Source organism: Streptomyces sp. NPDC043867 (assembly GCF_056435845.1).
Map to the genome: position 1 here is coordinate 1 of NZ_JBWKDS010000024.1, position 20,228 is coordinate 20,228.

A 20,228-nucleotide genomic window follows, 5' to 3' on the forward strand; every position below is an offset into this window, starting at 1 on the left:
AAACGCCCGGTTACATTCCGAACCCGGAAGCTAAGCCTTACAGCGCCGATGGTACTGCAGGGGGGACCCTGTGGGAGAGTAGGACGCCGCCGAACTTCTTTTAGAGCTCCGGCTCTTGGGCATTTCGCCCAAGAGCCGGAGCTTTTTTGTTTCCCAGCGGCGCCCGCACCCCTCCGCTTCGCGGCATGAGAGCTGCGGGTAAGGTCAGGGAGCATCGTCGGCTCGTTCCCACAGGAGGCCCCCGGGTGGAGGTCCAGGAGACCCGCGTCCAGACAGACCGGGTCCTCACCATCCCGAACATCCTCAGCATGGCGCGTCTCGTTGGCGTGCCCGTCTTCCTGTGGCTGATCCTCTGGCCCGAGTTCGGGGGACCGAAGAGCGACGTATGGGCCCTCCTGGTGCTCATGTTCAGCGGTGTCAGCGACTACCTGGACGGAAAGCTCGCCAGGCGCTGGAACCAGATCAGCAGCCTCGGCCGGCTGCTCGACCCCGCGGCCGACCGGCTCTACATCCTGTCCACCCTGGTCGGCCTCACCTGGCGGGAAATTCTTCCCCTGTGGGTGACGGCCGTACTGCTGGCGCGCGAGCTGGTCCTGCTGGTCATGGTGGGCATCCTCAGGCGCCACGGCTATCCGCCGCCGCAGGTCAACTTTCTCGGGAAGGCGGCGACCTTCAACCTGATGTACGCCTTCCCGTTGCTGCTGCTCAGTGACGCAGACGGCTGGATCGCGTCACTCGGAGCTATTTTCGGATGGGCGTTCACCGGATGGGGTACAACCCTCTACTGGTGGGCAGGAGTCCTCTACGTGGTTCAGGTCCGCCGTCTTGTCACGGCGGACACCATGGCCGATTGAGCTCGCCCATTGCGCGGCTGAAGTGCTCGTTGGCCCGCCGACGGAATGTGCGGGACAATTTGGACGGGTGAAGTCGGCATGACCGTCTCTTCAAGGAGGACGCTTCCGACATGAAGGCCGTCGTGATGGCCGGAGGCGAAGGCACACGCCTTCGCCCTATGACCTCAAGCATGCCCAAGCCGCTCCTGCCCGTGGCGAACCGCCCGATCATGGAGCACGTGCTGCGGCTGCTCAAAAGGCATGGGCTCAGTGAGACCGTTGTTACCGTCCAGTTCCTGGCCTCGCTGGTCAAGAACTACTTCGGGGACGGCGAAGAGCTCGGGATGGAGCTCACCTATGCCAACGAGGAGAAGCCACTCGGTACCGCCGGGAGCGTCAAGAACGCCGAGGAAGCGCTGAAGGACGACACCTTCCTCGTCATCTCCGGCGATGCGCTGACCGACTTCGACCTCACCGACCTCATCAACTTCCACAAGGAGAAGGGCGGGCTGGTCACCGTCTGCCTGACCCGGGTGCCGAACCCGCTGGAGTTCGGCATCACCATCGTGGACGAGGAGGGCAAGGTCGAGCGCTTCCTCGAGAAGCCGACCTGGGGCCAGGTCTTCTCCGACACGGTGAACACGGGTATCTACGTCATGGAGCCCGAGGTCTTCGACTACGTCGAGGCCGACGTCTCCGTCGACTGGTCCGGTGACGTCTTCCCTCAGCTGATGAAGGAAGGCAAGCCCATCTACGGCTACATCGCCGAGGGCTACTGGGAGGACGTCGGCACCCACGAGAGCTATGTGAAGGCGCAGGCCGACGTCCTGGAGCGCAAGGTCGACGTCGAGATCGACGGCTTCGAGATCTCCCCGGGCGTGTGGGTGGCCGAGGGTGCCGAGGTGCATCCCGACGCCGTGCTCAGGGGCCCGCTCTACATCGGCGACTACGCCAAGGTGGAAGCGGACGCGGAGATCCGCGAGCACACCGTCGTCGGCTCCAACGTCGTCGTCAAGAGCGGCGCCTTCCTGCACAAGGCCGTCGTCCACGACAACGTGTACATCGGGCAGCACAGCAACCTGCGCGGCTGCGTGGTCGGGAAGAACACCGACATCATGCGCGCCGCGCGGATCGAGGACGGCGCAGTCATCGGTGACGAGTGCCTCGTCGGTGAAGAATCGATCATCCAGGGGAACGTACGCGTCTACCCCTTCAAGACGATCGAGGCCGGCGCCTTCGTCAACACCTCGGTGATCTGGGAGTCGCGCGGGCAGGCGCATCTGTTCGGCGCCCGCGGTGTCTCCGGCATCCTCAACGTGGAGATCACCCCGGAGCTCGCCGTGCGCCTTGCGGGGGCCTACGCGACGACTCTCAAGAAGGGCGCCACCGTCACCACGGCCCGTGACCACTCCCGTGGTGCGCGTGCGCTGAAGCGCGCGGTCATCTCAGCGCTGCAGGCCAGCGCCATCGACGTACGCGACCTGGAGAACGTACCGCTGCCGGTGGCCCGGCAGCAGACCGCCAGGGGCAGCGCCGGCGGGATCATGATCAGGACCACGCCCGGTGTACCGGACTCGGTCGACATCATGTTCCTCGACGGTGACGGCGCCGACCTCTCCCAGGCGAGCCAGCGGAAGCTGGACCGGGTGTTCGCACGGCAGGAGTACCGGCGTGCGTTCCCGGGCGAGATCGGCGATCTGCACTTCCCGGCCAGTGTCTACGACTCGTACACGGGCTCCCTGCTGCGGAACGTCGACACCACCGGTATCGCCGAGGCCGGGCTGAAGGTCGTCGTGGACGCCTCGAACGGCAGTGCCGGGCTCGTGCTGCCCAGCCTGCTCGGCAAGCTGGGCGTCGACGCGCTGACCATCAACCCTGGTCTCGACGAGTCGAGGCCGACGGAGACGGCGGAGACGCGCCGCTCCGGGCTGGTGCGGCTCGGCGAGATCGTGGCGTCCGCGCGAGCCGCGTTCGGCGTGCGCTTCGACCCGGTCGGCGAGCGTCTCTCGCTCGTCGACGAGAAGGGGCGGATCGTCGAGGACGACCGGGCCCTGCTCGTCCTCCTCGACCTGGTGGCCGCGGAGCGGCGCAGCGGGCGGGTGGCGCTGCCGGTGACCACCACGCGGATCGCCGAACAGGTGGCGGCGTACCACGGGACGCAGGTCGAGTGGACGACGACGTCACCCGACGACCTGACCCGGGTCGGCCGCGACGAGACGACGATCTTCGGCGGTGACGGCCGCGGCGGCTTCATCATCCCGGAGTTCAGCAGTGTCTTCGACGGCACCGCCGCCTTCGTCCGGCTCCTCGGGCTGGTGGCGCGTACGCAGCTCACGCTCAGCCAGATCGACGCCCGGATCCCGAAGGCGCACGTGCTCAAGCGTGACCTCGCCACTCCGTGGGCCGTCAAGGGGCTCGTCATGCGGCGGGTCGTAGAGGCGGCAGGCGATCGCTCTGTCGACACGACCGACGGTGTGCGGGTCGTGGAGGCGGACGGCCGCTGGGTGATGGTGCTTCCCGATCCCGCGGAGGCGGTGACGCATCTGTGGGCCGAGGGCCCCGACGACGCGTCGGCCCAGGCCCTGCTCGACGAGTGGGCGGCGATCGTGGACAGCGCCGGGCGCTGAGCCGAGGGGCGTGCCGGACAAGTGCCTCCAAGGGGGCCTGTCCGGCACGCCGGTGGGGCCATTCGGAGGTAGCCGTCGCGACGTGCGACGATGTGCGGCATGCCGCAGCAGCCCCCCGTTCGGAGCACCCCCGCGCGACCCGCGCGTCCGGATGCCTCCATGTCGCTGCTCACCAACGTCATGGATCACAGCCTCGACGACGGCTACGCCGAGGCGGCCGCGCGGAAGAAGTCCGACGGCGCCGGCGGCATGCCGAAGACGCTGCGGGCGAAGCTGGGTCTCGCGGCCGGTCTGGTGCTGGCGGGACTGGTCGTCACGGTCGGTGCGGCGCAGGCCCGCGTGGCCGCCCCCGTGGTCGCCAAGGAGCGCCAGGAACTCATCGACCGCATCGAGAGCGAAACGGCGACCGCGGACAAGCTGGAAGACGCCGTCGACACCCTCCGTGACGATGTGAGCGCCCGGCAGCGCGAGGCGCTGAAGAAGGACGGGGGCGGCGACCAGGCCGACCTGATGGGCATCCTGTCGGGCGCCACCGCGGTGCACGGACCCGGCGTGAAGCTGGTCGTGAACGATGCCAAGGACGCCTCCTCGGGCGGCAACGGCGATCCGCGCGAGACGTCCGACTTCTCCGACACGGGACGCGTCCGGGACCGGGACATGCAGCGCGTCGTCAACGGACTGTGGCAGTCGGGCGCCGAGGCCGTCTCCATCAACGGGCAACGGCTGACGGCGCTGTCGGCGATCCGCGCCGCGGGTGACGCGATACTGGTCGACAACAAGCCGCTCGTGCCGCCGTACACGGTGCTCGCCGTGGGGGACGGCAGCCGGCTGAGCACGAAGTTCCAGAACAGCGCGGACGGGCTGTATTTGCACGCGTTGCAGGAGAACTTCGACATCCGGACCGGCATCTCCGTAGAGGATGACCTCCGGCTGCCCGCGGCACCGAGTGTGATCGTACGAACAGCAGAGCCGAGCACAGAGAAGGGCACATCGTGATCGCCGTACTGGGCCTCGTCGTGGGAGTCGTGGCTGGACTGTTGGTCCGGCCCGAGGTCCCGGCCGTCGTCGAGCCTTACCTTCCGATCGCCGTCGTGGCGGCACTCGACGCCGTGTTCGGTGGCCTGCGCGCGATGCTCGACGGCATCTTCGACGACAAGGTCTTCGTGGTCTCGTTCCTGTCGAACGTGGTGGTGGCCGCGCTGATCGTCTTCCTGGGCGACAAGTTGGGCGTCGGCGCCCAGCTCTCCACGGGCGTGGTGGTCGTCCTGGGCATCCGGATCTTCTCCAACGCCGCGGCAATCCGCCGGCACGTCTTCCGGGCGTGAGGCCGATGAGCGACGAGGACAAGACACCCAAGGATTCCGGCCCGCCCGAGAGTTCGGAGCACCGCCTGCGCAGGGAACTGCCCGAGGAGGTCCCGGCGGCGCCGGCGCCGCCGGGACCGGAGACGGTCCAGGAGGAGCGGACGAAGGAAGGCCCCTCGCTGACCGGCCGTCAGAGGCTGGCCAAGGGGCTGTGGCCGCCCCGGGTGACCCGCGCCCAACTCATCGTGGCGCTGCTGCTGTTCGGCCTCGGGTTCGGTTTGGCCGTGCAGGTGGCGTCCAACAGCGACAGCGGCAGCGCCCTGCGGGGTGCCCGTCAGGAAGACCTCGTACGCATCCTCGATGAACTCGACGACCGTACTCAGCGTCTTGAGGACGAGAAGCAGGGGCTGGAGGACCAGCGCACCGAGTTGCGGAACAGTTCGAACCAGGCCGAGGAGGCCCGTAAGCAGACGGTCGAGAAGGAGAAGCAACTCGGCATTCTCGCGGGCACGGTGGCGGCGCAGGGACCCGGCATCACGGTGACCGTCGACGACCCGAAGGGGACGGTCCAGGCGGACATGCTGCTCGACGCGATCCAGGAGCTGCGTGCGGCCGGGGCGGAGGCGATCCAGGTCAACGGCGTGCGGGTGGTCGCCGACACCTATCTGACGGATTCCGGCGGCGGGGTGAGCGTCGACGGGAACAAGATCAACCAGCCCTATCGTTTCAAGGTCATCGGCAAGCCGCAGGACCTGGAGCCGGCGCTCAACATCCCCGGAGGTGTGGTGCAGACGCTGGAGAAGGAGCAGGCCACCGTCACGGTGGAACGCTCGACGAAGATCGTTGTGGACGCCTTGCGAGCGGTGGAGCGGCCTGACTACGCTCGGTCGTCCTCCCCGTGAGTCCCCGGCGCATGGGGGCTGTCGGGCCAGGGCATGAGGTTGCGGGGGGTCGGCGCACCGATTGGGTGGTGCGTGGTGGAAACTGTCAGGTGGATACGGACGTTGTGAGGATGTCCGGGTCGACCGGTGTGTTCAATCAGGGTTCGTCCTGCCCCACGGGCGGGTCTGTTTCGGTCAAGGGGAATCGCCCGTGAAGTTGTTTGCGAAGTTGTTCGGCAAGAGCGCACGAGAGGGCAGCGACAACGCGACTGCCCGCCACCGCGCCCCGCGCCCCGCGGACGGGGAGGCGCAGAGCGCTGACCGCCCGCTGTTCCGGGATCAGGTCGCTGGTCCGGGTGGTGACATGTCCGGTGGCCAGGGCGCGCCGTCTGTTGACCCTGCCGCGTCCGGCCGCATAGGTTTCGGGGATCCGTCGACCTCGGGTACGGGTGGGGGGTACGCCTCCGGCCCGTACGCGTCACACGCCCCTGGGGGGCAGCCGCGGCAGGAGGACCCGTCCATGTCGGCCCTGGTTTGCACGAGGTGCGGCAACCGCAACGCGGAGAACAGCCGCTTCTGCTCCAACTGCGGTGCGCCCCTGCGGGGCGGTTCTCCCGCGGAGCGTCCGTCCGAGACGACCTCGACGATCTCCATCTCCGGCCTCGAGGCCTACGACTCCGAGGTGACGGGCCAGACGCAGTCGCCCGCGCTCTCCCCGGAGGCGCAGGCGGCCGTCGACGCACTGCCGCTCGGCTCGGCGCTCCTCGTGGTGCGCCGCGGCCCGAACTCGGGCAGCCGCTTCCTGCTGGACGGTGAGCTGACGACGGCGGGGCGTCATCCGCAGAGCGACATCTTCCTGGACGACGTGACGGTGTCGCGTCGCCACGTGGAGTTCCGTCGCGCCGCGGACGGCTCGTTCACGGTGGCCGACGTCGGCAGCCTCAACGGCACGTACGTCAACCGGGAGCGGATCGACCAGGTCGCCCTGTCGAACGGTGACGAGGTGCAGATCGGCAAGTACCGGCTGGTCTTCTACGCGAGCCAGCGGAGTATCTGACCGCCCGAACTCCGTCCGGGGGGACCCAGGGAAGGTCCATGCTTCACACACCGAGCGGCGGTGCCGGCAGCGGTACCGCCGCCGCGGACATGATGAGCATCGGCGCTGTGCTGAACGTGCTGCGCGACGAGTTCCCCGAAGTGACCGTCTCCAAGATCAGGTTCCTGGAGACGGAGGGGCTCATCGAGCCGCAGCGGACCCCGTCGGGGTATCGCAAGTTCAGCCCGCACGACGTCGAGCGCCTCGGTCACGTCCTGAGGATGCAGCGCGACCACTATCTGCCGCTGAAGGTCATCCGGGAGCACCTGGACGCCCTGGAGCGCGGCGAGGACGTACGCCTGCCCGCCCTGGGGCGTCAGCGCGACGTGGGCGACGGTGAACGGCTCGGAGAGCTCCTCGTCGAGCCGGAGCCGCCCACGGCGGCGCGCATCGGCCGCGACGAGCTGCTGGCCGCCGCCGGGATCGGTGAGCCGGAGCTGGCGGAGTGGGAGTCGTACGGGCTCGTCACTCCACTGCCGGACGGCGGCTACGACGCCGAGACGGTCACGGTCGCCGCGCTCGTGGTCGAACTGGGGCGCTTCGGGATCGAGCCGCGGCACCTGCGGGCGATGAAGGCCGCCGCCGACCGTGAGGCCGGTCTCGTCGACCAGGTGGTGTCCCCGCTGCGGCGCCACCGCAACCCGCAGACCAGGGCTCATGCCGAGGCCCGTACCAAGGAGCTGGCAGGGCTCACGGCGAAGCTCCATGCCGCTCTGGTGCAGACCGCGCTGGGTGTTCGACTTCCCTGAGCGGGGGCGTTCGCCCGTGGCGGATCGTCCACCCGTTCTGTGCCCGACTACCCAAACGTCCCGGGCACGGCCTAGGGTTACTGTGTGAACGAGCTCGATGTCGTAGGTGTCCGGGTCGAAATGCCCTCCAACCAACCGATCGTGCTCCTGCGCGAAGTGGGAGGCGACCGCTACCTCCCCATCTGGATCGGGCCGGGGGAGGCGACGGCCATCGCCTTCGCGCAGCAGGGCATGGCCCCCGCGCGACCGCTGACCCACGACCTGTTCAAGGACGTGCTGGAGGCCGTCGGCCAGGAGCTCACCGAAGTGCGCATCACGGATCTGCGTGAGGGCGTCTTCTACGCCGAGCTGGTGTTCGCCAGCGGGGTCGAGGTGAGCGCGCGGCCGTCCGACGCCATAGCGCTCGCGCTGCGCACCGGGACGCCGATCTACGGCAGCGACGGGGTGCTCGACGACGCGGGTATCGCGATCCCGGACGAGCAGGAGGACGAAGTGGAGAAGTTCCGCGAGTTCCTCGACCAGATCTCTCCCGAGGACTTCGGGACCAACAGCCAGTGATGCCCCCGAACGGGGAGAGCCACGACCGGCAATTGCCGAAGGCCGGTGACGCGTCCTACGGCCCGTGGGGAGCGCATTCGGCTAGCCTTTCCCCGCGGTGGGGCACGGTAAACCACTCCTAGGGTGATTATCACCCGGCGTGCCGAGTGTGGCGATCGTTGACGCGCCCCGGGCGACTGCCTACCGTCGGGAAGGGCAGTTCAAGGACGGAGGTCGGCGTGAGAAGCAGCGGCGACGGTACGGCTGGGGGTGCCCCCGGACGCAGTCTGGGGGAGAGCGGCCCGTACCCGCTTCACGGCAACGCAGCCGGCCCCGCTCCACAGCGGCCGACACCGGTGCCGGACGAAGAGACGGTTTCCGCGGAGATCGGGTACCGCGGTCCCACGGCGTGTGCGGCGGCGGGTATCACCTACCGGCAGCTGGACTACTGGGCGCGCACCGGCCTGGTCGAGCCGAGTGTGCGACCGGCCCACGGCTCGGGGACGCAGCGTCTCTACAGCTTCCGGGACGTCGTGGTCCTGAAGATCGTCAAGCGGTTCCTCGACACGGGCGTTTCCCTGCAGAACATCCGCACCACGGTCCAGCACCTGCGTGAGCGCGGGTTCCGGGATCTGGAGCGGATGACGCTGATGAGCGACGGCGCGACGGTCTACGAGTGCACCTCGCCGGACGAGGTGCACGCGCTGCTCCAGGGAGGCCAGGGCGTCTTCGGGATCGCCGTGGGGGTCGTCTGGCGGGACGTGGAGGCTGCGCTGTCGCAGTTGCACGGCGAGCGGGTGGACACCGGCGAGACCCTCGTCGGACAGAACCCCGCGGACGAACTGGCCCGGCGGCGCAACCGAGCGGTCTGACGGCACCCGGTCCCGCCCGTGCTCCGGCGACGGACGGCGCCTTCGGCGGTGCCCCTGCCCGACGGGGCATTGTCAGTGGCGTAGGGCAGCATCGGACAGGTGAGAACCACGCCCACGATCCTGCATCTCGACATGGATGCCTTCTACGCCTCGGCCGAGCAGGCGGCCAAGCCGAGCCTGCGCGGAAAGGCCGTGGTCGTGGGCGGGCTGGGCGTGCGTGGCGTGGTGGCCACCGCCTCGTACGAGGCGCGGGTGTTCGGGGTGCACTCGGCGATGCCCATGGCGCAGGCGCGCAGGCTGGCACCCCACGCCGCCTATCTCGTGCCGCGCTTCGAGCTCTACCGGCAGGTCAGCGAGCAGGTGATGGGTCTGCTGCGGGCGCTGTCGCCGCTCGTGGAGCCGCTGAGCCTGGACGAGGCGTTCGTCGATCTGGAGGCCGGGGGGACGGCCTGGGACGAGACCTCGGCGCGGCTGGTGGCCGGGAAGCTGCGCGCGGACATCAGGGCCGTCACGGGGCTGACCGGATCGGTGGGGCTCGCCGCCTCCAAGATGCTTGCCAAGATCGCCTCGGAACAGGCCAAGCCCGACGGCCTCGTGGTGATCGAGCCGGGTTCCGAGCGGGCGCTGCTCGGGCCCCTGCCGGTGCGGACGCTGCCCGGCGTGGGGCCCGCGACCGGGGACCATCTGCGGCGGGCCGGGATCACCACGGTCGAGGAGATCGCCGAGGCGGGCGAGGACGAGCTGGTGCGGCTGGTGGGCAGGGCGCACGGGCACGCGCTGTACGCGATGGCGCTGGCGCACGACGAGCGGCCCGTGGTGGCCGAGCGGGAGGCGAAGTCGGTGTCGGTCGAGGACACCTACGAGGTGGACATCCATGACCGCGTGCGGGTCGCCGCGGAGGTGCGGCGGCTCGCCGACCGGTGTGTGCGGCGGCTGCGAGGCGCCGGGCGCTCGGGGCGGACCGTGGTGCTCAAGGTGCGGCGGTACGACTTCTCCACGCTGACCCGGTCCGAGACGCTGCGCGGGCCCACGGACGACCCCTCCGTGGTGCGCGAGGCCGCCGCCCGGCTGCTCGACGCGGTGGACACGACCGGCGGGGTGCGGCTGCTGGGCGTCGGGGTCACCGGGCTTGCCGACTACACGCAGGAGGACCTGTTCGCCCAGGCGCAGGCCGCCGCCGGGGAGCTCCTGGCGCAGGAGCAGGCCGAGGACGAGGGGGCGCGGGAAGCGGTCGGGGAGCCGGCCCGGCCGGCCGAGCGGCGCTGGCCCGCCGGGCACGACGTACGGCACGCCGAGTACGGGCACGGCTGGGTCCAGGGCAGTGGACTCGGGCGGGTGACCGTGCGGTTCGAGACGCCGTATTCGGAACCGGGGCGGGTGCGGACGTTCCGGACCGAGGATCCCGCGCTGGAGCCGGCGGACCCGCTGCCCCTGGTAGCGGGGGCCCCGGAGACCGCGGTCCCGGCGGAGGCCGCTTGGCCGGCGCCGGGCGGGACGGATGCGGAGGAGGTGTCCGGGGGGCGGGCCGGTCAGGCCTCGTCCGAACCGGCGAGCGTGCCGAAGTCGCGGTCCGTCGGGGGAGGGGACGCCAGGTCGAGCCCGTAGTGGTGGTACAGCTGGAGTTCCTGTTCCGGAGAGAGGTGGCGGCCGACACCGAAGTCGGGCGCGTCCTTGATGAGGGCCCGGTCGAAGGGGACCCGGAGCGTGCCCTCCACGACCTCGCTGGGCTCCAGCGGCACGAAGGCGTCCCGGCTGAACAGACCCGTGCGTATGGCCGCCCACTCGGGCATCCCGGTGGCGTCGTCGAGGTACACCTCGTCGACCGTGCCGATCTTGGTGCCCTTGCGGTCGAACGCCTTGCGGCCGATCAGGTTGCGCGGATCGATGTCGGTCTGCACGGGCCCTCCTCGTGGGCGCAAAACTCATCCGTAAGCACTACGAAAGAGCACATTCAGGAAGGTGGCCACTCGAAAGCCCGTGCGCTGTCCTCGCTGGTAGGCTGGCAAACGGCTGCTGACCCCGTGCGGGAGAGTCCTCCGGCGAGACCGGAGGCGCCGAAGGAGCAAATCCTCCCCGGAATCTCTCAGGCACACGTACCGCACGGACGAGGTCACTCTGGAAAGCAGGGCGGGTGTCGTCGGCTCCCGTCCTCACCGACGGTGAAAACCGGTTCGTCAGCCAAGGGCGGGCCGGTGAAGCTCTCAGGTTGAGATGACAGAGGGGGAGGCCGTCGGGGTACCCGCGTCGTGGTACCCCCCGAAGGTCGCGTCAGACCAGGAGGCCTCCGCAATGACCGCCCATCGCATTCCGCTCTCCGAGCTCGAACAGGGCATTCCCTTCGAGCAGCGCCACATCGGGCCCGACCACGAGGCCCAGGCCAAGATGCTCGCGCAGGTCGGATACGGCTCGCTCGACGAGCTGACGGCCGCCGCGGTGCCGGACGTCATCAAGAACGCCGATGCGCTCGAGCTGCCCGGAGCCCGCACCGAGGCCGAGGTCCTGACCGAGCTGCGCTCCCTCGCGGACCGCAACGAGGTACTCGACTCGATGATCGGCCTCGGCTACTACGGCACCTTCACGCCGCCGGTGATCCTGCGCAACGTCATGGAGAACCCGGCCTGGTACACCGCCTACACCCCCTACCAGCCGGAGATCTCGCAGGGCCGCCTGGAGGCGCTGCTGAACTTCCAGACCGTGGTCGCCGAGCTGACCGGCCTGCCGACGTCCGGCGCCTCGCTGCTCGACGAGGGCACCGCCGCCGCCGAGGCGATGGCGCTGTCCCGGCGCATGGGCAAGAACAAGAAGGGCCTCTTCCTCGTCGACGCGGACGCCCTCCCGCAGACCATCGCCGTCATCGAGACCCGCGCCGAGCCGACGGGCGCCGAGGTCGTGGTCGCCGACCTGAGCGCGGGCATCCCGGCCGACGTCGCCGGCCGGGAGATCAACGGCGTACTGGTCCAGTACCCGGGTGCCTCCGGTGCCGTACGCGACATCAAGCCCCTGATCGACCAGGCGCACGAGCTCGGCGCGGTGGTCACCGTCGCCGCCGACCTGCTCGCCCTGACCCTGCTCACGGCGCCCGGCGACCTCGGTGCCGACATCGCGGTCGGTACCACCCAGCGCTTCGGCGTCCCGATGGGCTTCGGCGGGCCGCACGCCGGTTACATGGCGGTGCGCGAGAAGTTCGCCCGCAGCCTGCCGGGCCGGCTCGTCGGCGTGTCCGTCGACGCGGACGGGCACAAGGCGTACCGCCTCGCCCTGCAGACCCGTGAGCAGCACATCCGCCGCGAGAAGGCCACCAGCAACATCTGTACCGCCCAGGTGCTGCTCGCCGTGATGGCGGGCATGTACGCGGTCTACCACGGCCCCGAGGGACTCAGGACGATCGCCCGGCGTACGCACCGCTACGCCACGATCCTCGCCGCGGGCCTGGAGGCCGGCGGAGTGGAGGTCGTCCACGGCTCCTACTTCGACACGCTGACCGCGCGGGTGCCGGGCCGGGCCGCCGCGATCGTGGCCGCCGCCCGCGAGGGCGGGGTCAACCTGCACCTCGTCGACGCCGACCACGTGTCGATGGCCTGCGACGAGACCACCGGGCGCAAGCAGCTGGGCGCCGTCTGGACCGCGTTCGGCGTCGAGGCCGACATCGAGGCGCTGGACGCGTCGGCCGCCGACACGCTGCCCGAGGCGCTGCTGCGCACCGACGACTACCTCGCGCACCCGGTCTTCCACCTGTACCGCTCCGAGACCGCGATGCTGCGCTACCTGCGCAGGCTCTCCGACCGGGACTACGCGCTCGACCGCGGCATGATCCCGCTGGGCTCCTGCACGATGAAGCTCAACGCGACCACCGAGATGGAGCCGGTCACCTGGCCGGAGTTCGGGCAGCTGCACCCCTTCGCGCCCGCCGAGCAGGCGCAGGGCTATCTGACGCTCATCCGTGAGCTGGAGGAGCGGCTCGCCGAGGTCACCGGGTACGACAACGTGTCGCTGCAGCCCAACGCCGGTTCGCAGGGCGAGCTCGCGGGTCTGCTCGCCGTACGCGGGTACCACCGTGCCAACGGCGACGCGCAGCGGACCGTCTGCCTCATCCCGTCCTCCGCGCACGGCACCAACGCCGCCAGCGCCGTGATGGCCGGCATGAAGGTCGTCGTCGTCAAGACCGCCGGGGACGGCGAGATCGACGTCGAGGACCTGCGGGCCAAGATCGAGCAGTACCGCGACGAACTGTCCGTACTGATGATCACGTACCCCTCCACGCACGGCGTCTTCGAGGAGCACGTCACCGACATCTGCGCCCAGGTGCACGAGGCGGGCGGGCAGGTGTACGTCGACGGCGCCAACCTGAACGCGCTGGTCGGCCTGGCCAAGCCGGGGCACTTCGGCGGCGACGTCTCGCACCTGAACCTGCACAAGACGTTCTGCATCCCGCACGGCGGCGGCGGTCCCGGCGTCGGACCGGTCGGCGTACGCGCGCACCTCGCGCCGTACCTGCCGAACCACCCCATGCAGCCCGCGGCCGGCCCGAAGACCGGTGTCGGCCCGGTCTCGGCCGCGCCCTGGGGTTCCGCCGGGATCCTGCCGATCTCCTGGGCGTACGTCCGGCTCATGGGCGGCGAGGGCCTCAAGCGGGCCACGCAGGTCGCGGTGCTGTCCGCGAACTACATCGCCAAGCGTCTCGAGCCGCACTACCCGGTGCTGTACACCGGACCGGGCGGACTCGTCGCGCACGAGTGCATCATCGACCTGCGGCCGCTGACCAAGGCGACCGGTGTGAGCGTCGACGACATCGCCAAGCGGCTGATCGACTACGGCTTCCACGCGCCGACGATGTCGTTCCCGGTGGCGGGGACGCTGATGATCGAGCCGACCGAGTCCGAGGACCTGGTGGAGCTCGACCGGTTCTGCGAGGCGATGATCGCCATCCGCGCCGAGATCGAGAAGGTCGGTTCGGGCGAGTGGCCCGCCGAGGACAACCCGCTGCGCGGCGCGCCGCACACAGCGGCGGCGCTGGGCGGCGACTGGGAGCACGCCTACAGCCGTGCCGAGGCGGTCTTCCCGGGCGGTGTCTCGGCGGCGGACAAGTACTGGCCGCCGGTGCGCCGGATCGACCAGGCGTACGGCGACCGCAACCTGGTCTGTTCCTGCCCGCCGCTGGACGCCTACGACGAGTAGCCACCGCCGGGCGTACGTCGGGGCCGGTTCGGAGAGTGCGTCTCCGGGCCGGCCCCTCCTCGTGCGCGGCGGCTGTCGCAGCCGGCCGCTGGTGCGGCTCAGGCGGCCGTCATCACCTGTCCGGTGCCCAGGGGGCGGTGCGGGGCGATGATCTGACCGTCGGGCAGGAGCTCACCGGTGTCCTCGAAGAGCACGACGCCGTTGCACAGCAGGCTCCATCCCTGTTCCGGGTGATGCGCCACATGGAGGGCGGCTTCCCGGTCGGCGGAGTCGGCTGTCGGACACGGTGGCTGGTGCTGGCACATGGATGGGATCTTTCGCTGGGTCGTGACGTGTGAGCTGGCTGTCGTATCTGTCCTGCGGCTCGGAACGCTGTCCATGGCCGCCCCCCGTCGACAAGTCGGTCTGGTACCAGTGTTGCCCCACGGGCGCCGATCCGCAGGGATTTGGCAGCAGCACTTCTCACAGGTTCATGACGCATCACCCGTGCGGACGGTTCACTCCAACTGCACTGTCCCTTCGGGTGGTTCGGGATGGCCGGATGGGGCTAGTCCGGACGGGGAATCGGGGCCGGGTGACTCGTACGAGCGCGGGGGAGCACGGAAGAGCGGAGTGTCCCGCAGGGCAGCGGAGTGCCCCGCAGCCGGGTCGACGGCTGCGGGGCACGGGGCGTGACGGCGAGCTGCCGCCGAGCTGGGCCCGGGCTTCCCTAGGCGGGCGAACCGAGCAGGGGTGCGGGTGTCACCCGGTGGGTGAGGACGGGCAGGAGTTCGGCGACGCGGTGCGGACGGTGCGCCGCGATGCCGGGCGGAGCGGGGGCCAGCGGCACCAGCAGGTCGGTGGCGAGCGGGTGCCCCGTGCTGCTGTCCGCGGCGCAGTCGCCGTGCAGCCACAGCGTGAGCATGTAGAGCTCGGGCACGGACAGGAGCCGCGGCTGGAAGGTCTGCTGCATGTTCTCCGCCTGGCGCAGGGCGCGCTCGGTGGAGGTGACGTACGGGCCCTCGAAGAAGTGGGAGAAGGTCCACCCGTCGGGGGTCAGCATCGTCTCGGCGGCGGCCACCGCGCGCTCGCCGCAGCGGATCAGAAAGCGCCAGCCGGTGAGGCGGGTGGCGGTGGCGCCGGCGGGCGCGATCCGGTCAAGGACGTATACGGGCAAGGGGAGTTCGGGAGACACCGGTCCCTGGACGTTGCGCAGGGACGGGGTGCGCGCCTCGCGGACAGCGGTGGGGGAACCGAGTGCCGTGAGGACAGAGCGCAGGGCGGGCGCGGGAGCCGGGGGGACATGCAGCGGCATGGTGGGTCGCCTCTCATTCGACAGGCACGGTGGCGCGAGGGCGGGGGCGGACGACACTGTCAGCTCTCGGGGTCAGAGGGGCGGATGCGATGACAGCGTGCGCCTACTCTCTGCCTCGTTTGCGGAGTTTATACGACACGTGTTCACACAATGTTTCAGCTAGCTGTTCCGGGGATGAAGAACAAGCGCCTATTCGGTCGGCGAAAGGCGAGTTTGATCCCTGTTTCGCGCGGGCCGCGCGGAGCTGACCTCGAAATACCGCGTCCAAGTGGTCGGCCGGTTCTCGTCGGCGTTTATCACGAGCGCGAACCGGCGTGAAACTGCGCGCGGCACCATGCCTGGTGAATGTGCCCCGGGGTACTCGGCCCCAGCCTAGCGGGCCCGGGGCCGGGCCGGGACGTTATGGATCGCGATGCCGGGGCATCATCCACCGTGACCGTGTACCAGAGCGGCCGGAGCATCGGCCTACCCATCCGAGGAGGGAACTTCGATGGGAGAGAAGGTCGTGGCGGGGTCGTTCGACCTGTCCGATCGACAGCGCTACCGCAGCAAGCTCCAGGAGTGCCTGACGGGACTCGAGAGGTTGCTGGCGGAGGAGCGCTTCGAGCGTCCGCGGAATCTGATGGGCCTGGAGATCGAGCTGAATCTCGCGGGACCGGACGGCATGCCGCGGATGATGAATGCCGAAGTACTCGACAGGATAGCGAGCCGGGATTTCCAAACAGAACTCGCCATGTTCAATCTGGAAGTGAACATAGCGCCACACCGATTGGCGGGGCGGGTTTTCGACCAGCTCTCCGAAGAGTTGAACACGTCCCTCGCGTATGCGCACCGCAAGGCCAAGGAGGTCGACGCCGGAATCGTGATGATCGGCATTCTGCCGACCCTCGGCCGCGACGACCTGGTGTCCTCGAACCTGTCGGACGTCGACCGCTACACCCTGCTGAACGACCAGATCGTGGCCGCCCGGGGTGAGGACTTCGCGCTCGACATCGACGGGGTGGAGCGTCTCGTCTGCACGTCGAGGTCCATCGCACCGGAGGCGGCCTGCACCTCCGTACAGCTGCACCTCCAGGTCACCCCGGGGCGGTTCGCCGACGTGTGGAACGCCGCGCAGGCGATCGCCGCCGCGCAGGTCGCGGTTGGCGCCAACTCGCCGTTCCTGTTCGGGCACGAGCTGTGGCGGGAGTCGCGGCCCCCGTTGTTCCTGCAGTCCACGGACACCCGGCCGCCGGAGTTGCAGGCCCAGGGGGTGCGGCCGCGGACCTGGTTCGGGGAGCGGTGGATCTCGTCCGCCCACGACCTGTTCGAGGAGAACCTGCGCTACTTCCCGGCGCTGCTGCCGATCTGCGACGACGAGGACCCGCTGAAGGTGCTCGACGGCGGCGGCATCCCGAAGCTGTCCGAACTGGTCCTGCACAACGGCACCGTCTACCGCTGGAACCGGCCGGTGTACGACATCGCCGACGGCGTGCCGCATCTGCGGGTCGAGAACCGCGTGCTGCCCGCCGGTCCCACGGTCACCGACGTCATCGCCAACACGGTCTTCTACTACGGCCTCGTGCGGGCGCTGGCCGACGAGGCGAAGCCGGTGTGGACCCGGCTGCCGTTCGAGGCCGCGGCGGCCAACTTCGACGCCGCGTGCCGTGACGGCATCGACGCCCGCCTTGAGTGGCCGCAGCCGGGCCGGCACGGCGGGACCGCCAAGGTGGACGCCGTCGACCTGGTCCGCGACGAGCTGCTGCCGCTGGCGGCGGCCGGGCTGGACGCGTGGGGCATCGAGCCCGCCGACCGGGACTTCTACCTCGGGGTGATCGAGGAGCGGTGCCGGCGCCGGGTCAACGGCGCGAGCTGGCAGGCGGCCACCTTCCACCTGGCGACGGAGAAGGGGCTCGGCCGGGAGGCCGCACTGGCCGCGACCACCAAGCGGTACTCCGAGCTGATGCACGCCGGGCAGCCGGTGCACACGTGGCCGGTGGGGCTGCCGGAGCCGGTGCCACTCGGCTGATCTCCGACGGGTGCGGCCGCGCCCCCGCGCCCCCGAGCGGGCTCCCGGGGGCGCGGCGCCCCCGGCGGACGCCCGGGCGGCGGTCAGGCCCGGCTGCCCGCCTCCACGATGGCCTCCAGGATCACCGCCTGGATCTGGGACGGATCGCTGACCCGGTGGCCCGAACCGCCGGTCACCGCGGCGATCTGCTCGGCCTCCTCCTCGTCGGCCTCCGGGCCCACGGCGATCGCGATCAGCGGGACCGGCCGGTCCGGGTCGGCGAGCTTCTCCAGCGCGTCGACCAGGCCGGAGCGCGAGATGCTTCCCGGATCCTGGTTCACCCCGTCGGTCAGGACGACCAGCGCGTTGAACTTTCCCCGCACGTACGACTCGGTGGCGGCCCGGTACGCGGCGAGCGTCGTGTCGTACAGGCCGGTCGCGCCGCCGGGCACCGGCTCCAGAGCCCTGAACGCCGCGGACAGACGGTCCCGCTGCGTGCCGCCGCTCACGCGGTGCCCGAGCCGCTCGGTCGGCACCAGCACGCGGTAGTCACGGTTCCCGTCGAGCTTCGTGGAGAACGCCCACAGCCCGATCTCGTCCTCGGCGGTGAACGTGGCGAGGGCCCGCACCAGGGACGCTTTGGTGACGTCCATGCGGGACCGGCCGGTGCCGGGGAGCTTCTCCGTCATGGACGCGGAGGCGTCGACCACCGTGGTGACGCGCGCACTCTGCACGGTGACCCTCCACATGCCCAGGGCCTCCCGGAGTGCCTTGGCCGTCGCCGGTTCGGGCGCGGGCTCCGCGTACGGCTGCGGGGAGCGGCCGCCCGCCGCGGTGACCAACGTGTGCGGGGCGGTGTCCGGCTCGGGACGGAAGCCGTGCCGCTCCAGGATCCGGCGTCCCTCGGGCTGGCTCATGAGGGTCATGAACCGGAGCGCGGCGCGGCTCTCGTCGGTGGTCAGCCGCGCCTCGTCGACAAGCGCGAAGGGGTGGTCGAGCCGCGGCGAACCGTCCTTCGGATAGAACAGGTCGAGGTCCGTGCCGCCGCCCGCCGCGGTGTTGTGCGCGAACACCGCCTGCTCGGAGAGGACCAGCGCCCGGTTGTGCCCCGGGTCCCCCCGCTCGGTGACCAAGGGGTCGCGGGGCAGGGTGTCCAGGACCCGGCTGTCGCTGTCCGCGATGCGCTGCGACAGCCCCTTCGCCAGTGCCGCGCCCCGGGTGCCGCCGCCCTTCGTGCCGGCCGCCGCGGCACTGAGCCGGGTGAGCGCGAGCAGCCCCGTCGCACTGTGCGCGGGGTCGGCCGCCCCGAGCCGCGCACCGCCGTCCCGCGTCGTCGCAGCGGCCAACTCGGTCCAGGTGTACGTCTTGTCGGGCCACCCGAGCGATCTGGCGACCGCCGGGACCATGGCCACGCCGACCGGCGAGGAGGCGACCGTGCCCGCCCGGGTGACCCGGGTCGCCCCGCTGTCGCCGGTGACGCGCTGCACCCACAGGTCGGAGTCCGGCACCCACACCTGCACGTCGGACGTCCCGCCCGAGCGGAGCGCGTCCGTGACCCGGTACGCCTCGCGTGCCGTCACGGTGATGTCCAGACAGTGCCCGTCGGAGGTGACGTTGTCGGCGCGGGCGTGGTCCGCCGCTTCCCGCAGGGCCGGGGCGATGTCCGGGGAGGCGGCGACCTCGAGACGGACCGCCTCGTCCCGGCAGGAGGATCCGAAGGCGAACAATCCGCCGCGCACCGCGGCCGCGGTGCCCGCCGCGACGGTGAGTACGAGGACGGTGGCGACGGCCACGTTGCGGCGGCGGGCGCGGAGGCGGGGGTCGGGGGCACCCGCTCCGTACTCGTCGGGCAAGCTGTGACGTCCCATGGCGGTTGCCCTCCCTGATGAGCCCCGAGCCGTGAACAGCCGTATGGCAGGACACGAGGGAGGTACGCCTCGACGGTGCCCGTCCCCCCGACGGCCTGTCGCGCACGGTCTTCGCAACTTCTTTCGAGACCCTAGCGGGGTGTGTACGGGGACGAGGCGGGATTGCTCAACCGAAGGAGTGACTGCAGGTGGAGGCAGGGGCGGTGGCCGGTTCCTTTCCCGAGAGGCGGTTGTCACGACGGATTCTCCGGGACGAGACCTTGCTGGTCCTCGGGCTCTCGCTCGGCGCGAGCGGGGTCTCCGCGCTGATCAGCTTCGTCGGATCGGTCACCAAGCCGGGGGGCCTCAAGGACCAGGCGGCCACCCTGAACGCCTCGGCCGCGCCGGGACGTCCGTGGCTCGATCTGGCGTGGCAGCTGTTCGGCATCGCGTCGGCGCTGGTGCCGGTGGCGCTGGTGGCCCACTTCCTGCTGCGCGAGGGGGAGGGGCTGCGCACGCTCGGGTTCGACCGGACGCGTCCCTGGCCCGACCTCGGTCGCGGCACGGCGGTCGCGGCGGTGATCGGCAGTACGGGCATCGCCTTCTACCTGGCCGCCCGGGGCCTCGGCTTCAACCTCACGGTGGTGCCCGAGGCCCTGCCCGACGTGTGGTGGAAGTACCCGGTGCTGATCCTCTCCGCCCTCCAGAACGCGGTCCTCGAAGAGGTGATCGTCGTCGGCTACCTGCTGCGCCGCCTCGGGCAGTTGGGGTGGACCCCGGGCACGGCACTGGTGGCGAGCGCGGTGCTGCGTGGCTCGTACCACCTCTACCAGGGCGTCGGCGGGTTCCTCGGCAACATGGCGATGGGCCTGGTCTTCGGCTACCTCTACCGGCGCTGGGGCCGGGTCGGACCGCTCGTGGTGGCCCACTCGCTCCTCGACATCGGGGCGTTCGTGGGATACGCGCTGCTGGCGGGCAGGGTGGGGTGGCTGCCGACCGCGTGAGTGCGTCCGGCGTCCGGCGTCC

At 70.4% G+C, this 20,228-nt stretch carries 17 protein-coding genes, 1 rRNA gene and 1 riboswitch; of the genes, 14 read left to right on the top strand and 4 right to left on the bottom strand.

Annotated elements, in window-relative coordinates:
• From rrf to AC069T_RS23290, 11 genes are all read left to right on the top strand, one after another.
• A 5S ribosomal RNA gene (gene rrf / locus AC069T_RS23240) occupies nucleotides 1-95 on the top strand; the annotation flags it as partial.
• 150 nt (nucleotides 96-245) lie between these two features.
• Nucleotides 246-854 (top strand): cardiolipin synthase ClsA, encoded by a 609-nt coding sequence (gene clsA, locus AC069T_RS23245; RefSeq protein ID WP_478784553.1) that lies wholly within the window; start codon nucleotides 246-248, stop codon nucleotides 852-854.
• A gap of 110 nt (nucleotides 855-964) precedes the next feature.
• Nucleotides 965-3,460, top strand: a complete 2,496-nt coding sequence (locus tag AC069T_RS23250; RefSeq protein ID WP_358852767.1) for a mannose-1-phosphate guanyltransferase — start codon at nucleotides 965-967, stop codon at nucleotides 3,458-3,460.
• Between the two features lie 159 nt (nucleotides 3,461-3,619).
• A complete protein-coding gene (locus AC069T_RS23255; RefSeq protein ID WP_478784554.1) occupies nucleotides 3,620-4,456 on the top strand; it encodes a DUF881 domain-containing protein in 837 nt (278 codons plus the stop codon).
• Complete coding sequence (locus AC069T_RS23260; RefSeq protein ID WP_003988855.1) at nucleotides 4,453-4,785, top strand: small basic family protein; 333 nt, start codon at nucleotides 4,453-4,455, stop codon at nucleotides 4,783-4,785. Before AC069T_RS23255 ends, AC069T_RS23260 begins: the two co-directional genes overlap by 4 nt.
• Before the next feature lie 5 nt (nucleotides 4,786-4,790).
• Nucleotides 4,791-5,666 carry a DUF881 domain-containing protein gene (locus tag AC069T_RS23265; protein WP_478784555.1) on the top strand — a complete coding sequence of 292 codons (876 nt, stop codon included), beginning with the start codon at nucleotides 4,791-4,793 and terminating at the stop codon, nucleotides 5,664-5,666.
• Nucleotides 5,667-5,727: 61 nt separating this feature from the next.
• Complete coding sequence (locus AC069T_RS23270) at nucleotides 5,728-6,702, top strand: FHA domain-containing protein (RefSeq protein ID WP_478784556.1); 975 nt, start codon at nucleotides 5,728-5,730, stop codon at nucleotides 6,700-6,702.
• A gap of 38 nt (nucleotides 6,703-6,740) precedes the next feature.
• Nucleotides 6,741-7,490 carry a transcriptional regulator FtsR gene (gene ftsR / locus AC069T_RS23275; RefSeq protein ID WP_478784557.1) on the top strand — a complete coding sequence of 250 codons (750 nt, stop codon included), beginning with the start codon at nucleotides 6,741-6,743 and terminating at the stop codon, nucleotides 7,488-7,490.
• Between the two features lie 84 nt (nucleotides 7,491-7,574).
• Nucleotides 7,575-8,048: a bifunctional nuclease family protein gene (locus AC069T_RS23280; protein ID WP_006123076.1), complete on the top strand. Its 474-nt coding sequence runs from the start codon at nucleotides 7,575-7,577 to the stop codon at nucleotides 8,046-8,048.
• Nucleotides 8,049-8,266: 218 nt separating this feature from the next.
• Complete coding sequence (locus tag AC069T_RS23285) at nucleotides 8,267-8,899, top strand: MerR family transcriptional regulator (protein ID WP_478784558.1); 633 nt, start codon at nucleotides 8,267-8,269, stop codon at nucleotides 8,897-8,899.
• A 99-nt stretch (nucleotides 8,900-8,998) separates the two neighbouring features.
• A complete protein-coding gene (locus AC069T_RS23290) occupies nucleotides 8,999-10,504 on the top strand; it encodes a DNA polymerase IV (RefSeq protein ID WP_478784559.1) in 1,506 nt (501 codons plus the stop codon).
• On the opposite strand, the gene AC069T_RS23295 is transcribed toward AC069T_RS23290, so the two are convergent.
• Nucleotides 10,429-10,797: a PRC-barrel domain-containing protein gene (locus AC069T_RS23295; protein ID WP_478784560.1), complete on the bottom strand. Its 369-nt coding sequence runs from the start codon at nucleotides 10,795-10,797 to the stop codon at nucleotides 10,429-10,431. The two genes, AC069T_RS23290 and AC069T_RS23295, sit on opposite strands and share 76 nt — an antisense overlap.
• 116 nt (nucleotides 10,798-10,913) lie before the next feature.
• Nucleotides 10,914-11,008: riboswitch (glycine riboswitch) on the top strand.
• 180 nt (nucleotides 11,009-11,188) lie between these two features.
• On the opposite strand from AC069T_RS23295, the gene gcvP reads away from it, so the two are divergent.
• Nucleotides 11,189-14,074, top strand: a complete 2,886-nt coding sequence (gene gcvP / locus AC069T_RS23300; RefSeq protein ID WP_478784561.1) for an aminomethyl-transferring glycine dehydrogenase — start codon at nucleotides 11,189-11,191, stop codon at nucleotides 14,072-14,074.
• 98 nt (nucleotides 14,075-14,172) lie between these two features.
• Here the strand turns inward: gcvP and AC069T_RS23305 are convergent, their stop codons facing one another.
• Nucleotides 14,173-14,379 (bottom strand): DUF5999 family protein, encoded by a 207-nt coding sequence (locus AC069T_RS23305; RefSeq protein WP_358852776.1) that lies wholly within the window; start codon nucleotides 14,377-14,379, stop codon nucleotides 14,173-14,175.
• Nucleotides 14,380-14,783: 404 nt separating this feature from the next.
• Nucleotides 14,784-15,368, bottom strand: coding sequence for a hypothetical protein (locus tag AC069T_RS23310; RefSeq protein WP_478784562.1), 585 nt, complete (start codon nucleotides 15,366-15,368; stop codon nucleotides 14,784-14,786).
• A gap of 490 nt (nucleotides 15,369-15,858) precedes the next feature.
• Here AC069T_RS23310 and AC069T_RS23315 point away from each other — a divergent pair, with 490 nt between their 5' ends.
• Nucleotides 15,859-17,376 carry a glutamate-cysteine ligase family protein gene (locus AC069T_RS23315; protein WP_478784563.1) on the top strand — a complete coding sequence of 506 codons (1,518 nt, stop codon included), beginning with the start codon at nucleotides 15,859-15,861 and terminating at the stop codon, nucleotides 17,374-17,376.
• Nucleotides 17,377-17,459: 83 nt separating this feature from the next.
• On the opposite strand, the gene AC069T_RS23320 is transcribed toward AC069T_RS23315, so the two are convergent.
• Entirely contained in the window at nucleotides 17,460-19,223 is a 1,764-nt protein-coding gene (locus AC069T_RS23320; RefSeq protein WP_478784564.1) for a substrate-binding and VWA domain-containing protein, read from the bottom strand.
• 182 nt (nucleotides 19,224-19,405) lie between these two features.
• Here AC069T_RS23320 and AC069T_RS23325 point away from each other — a divergent pair, with 182 nt between their 5' ends.
• Nucleotides 19,406-20,206 carry a CPBP family intramembrane glutamic endopeptidase gene (locus tag AC069T_RS23325; RefSeq protein WP_478784645.1) on the top strand — a complete coding sequence of 267 codons (801 nt, stop codon included), beginning with the start codon at nucleotides 19,406-19,408 and terminating at the stop codon, nucleotides 20,204-20,206.
• Nucleotides 20,207-20,228: the final 22 nt, after the last annotated feature.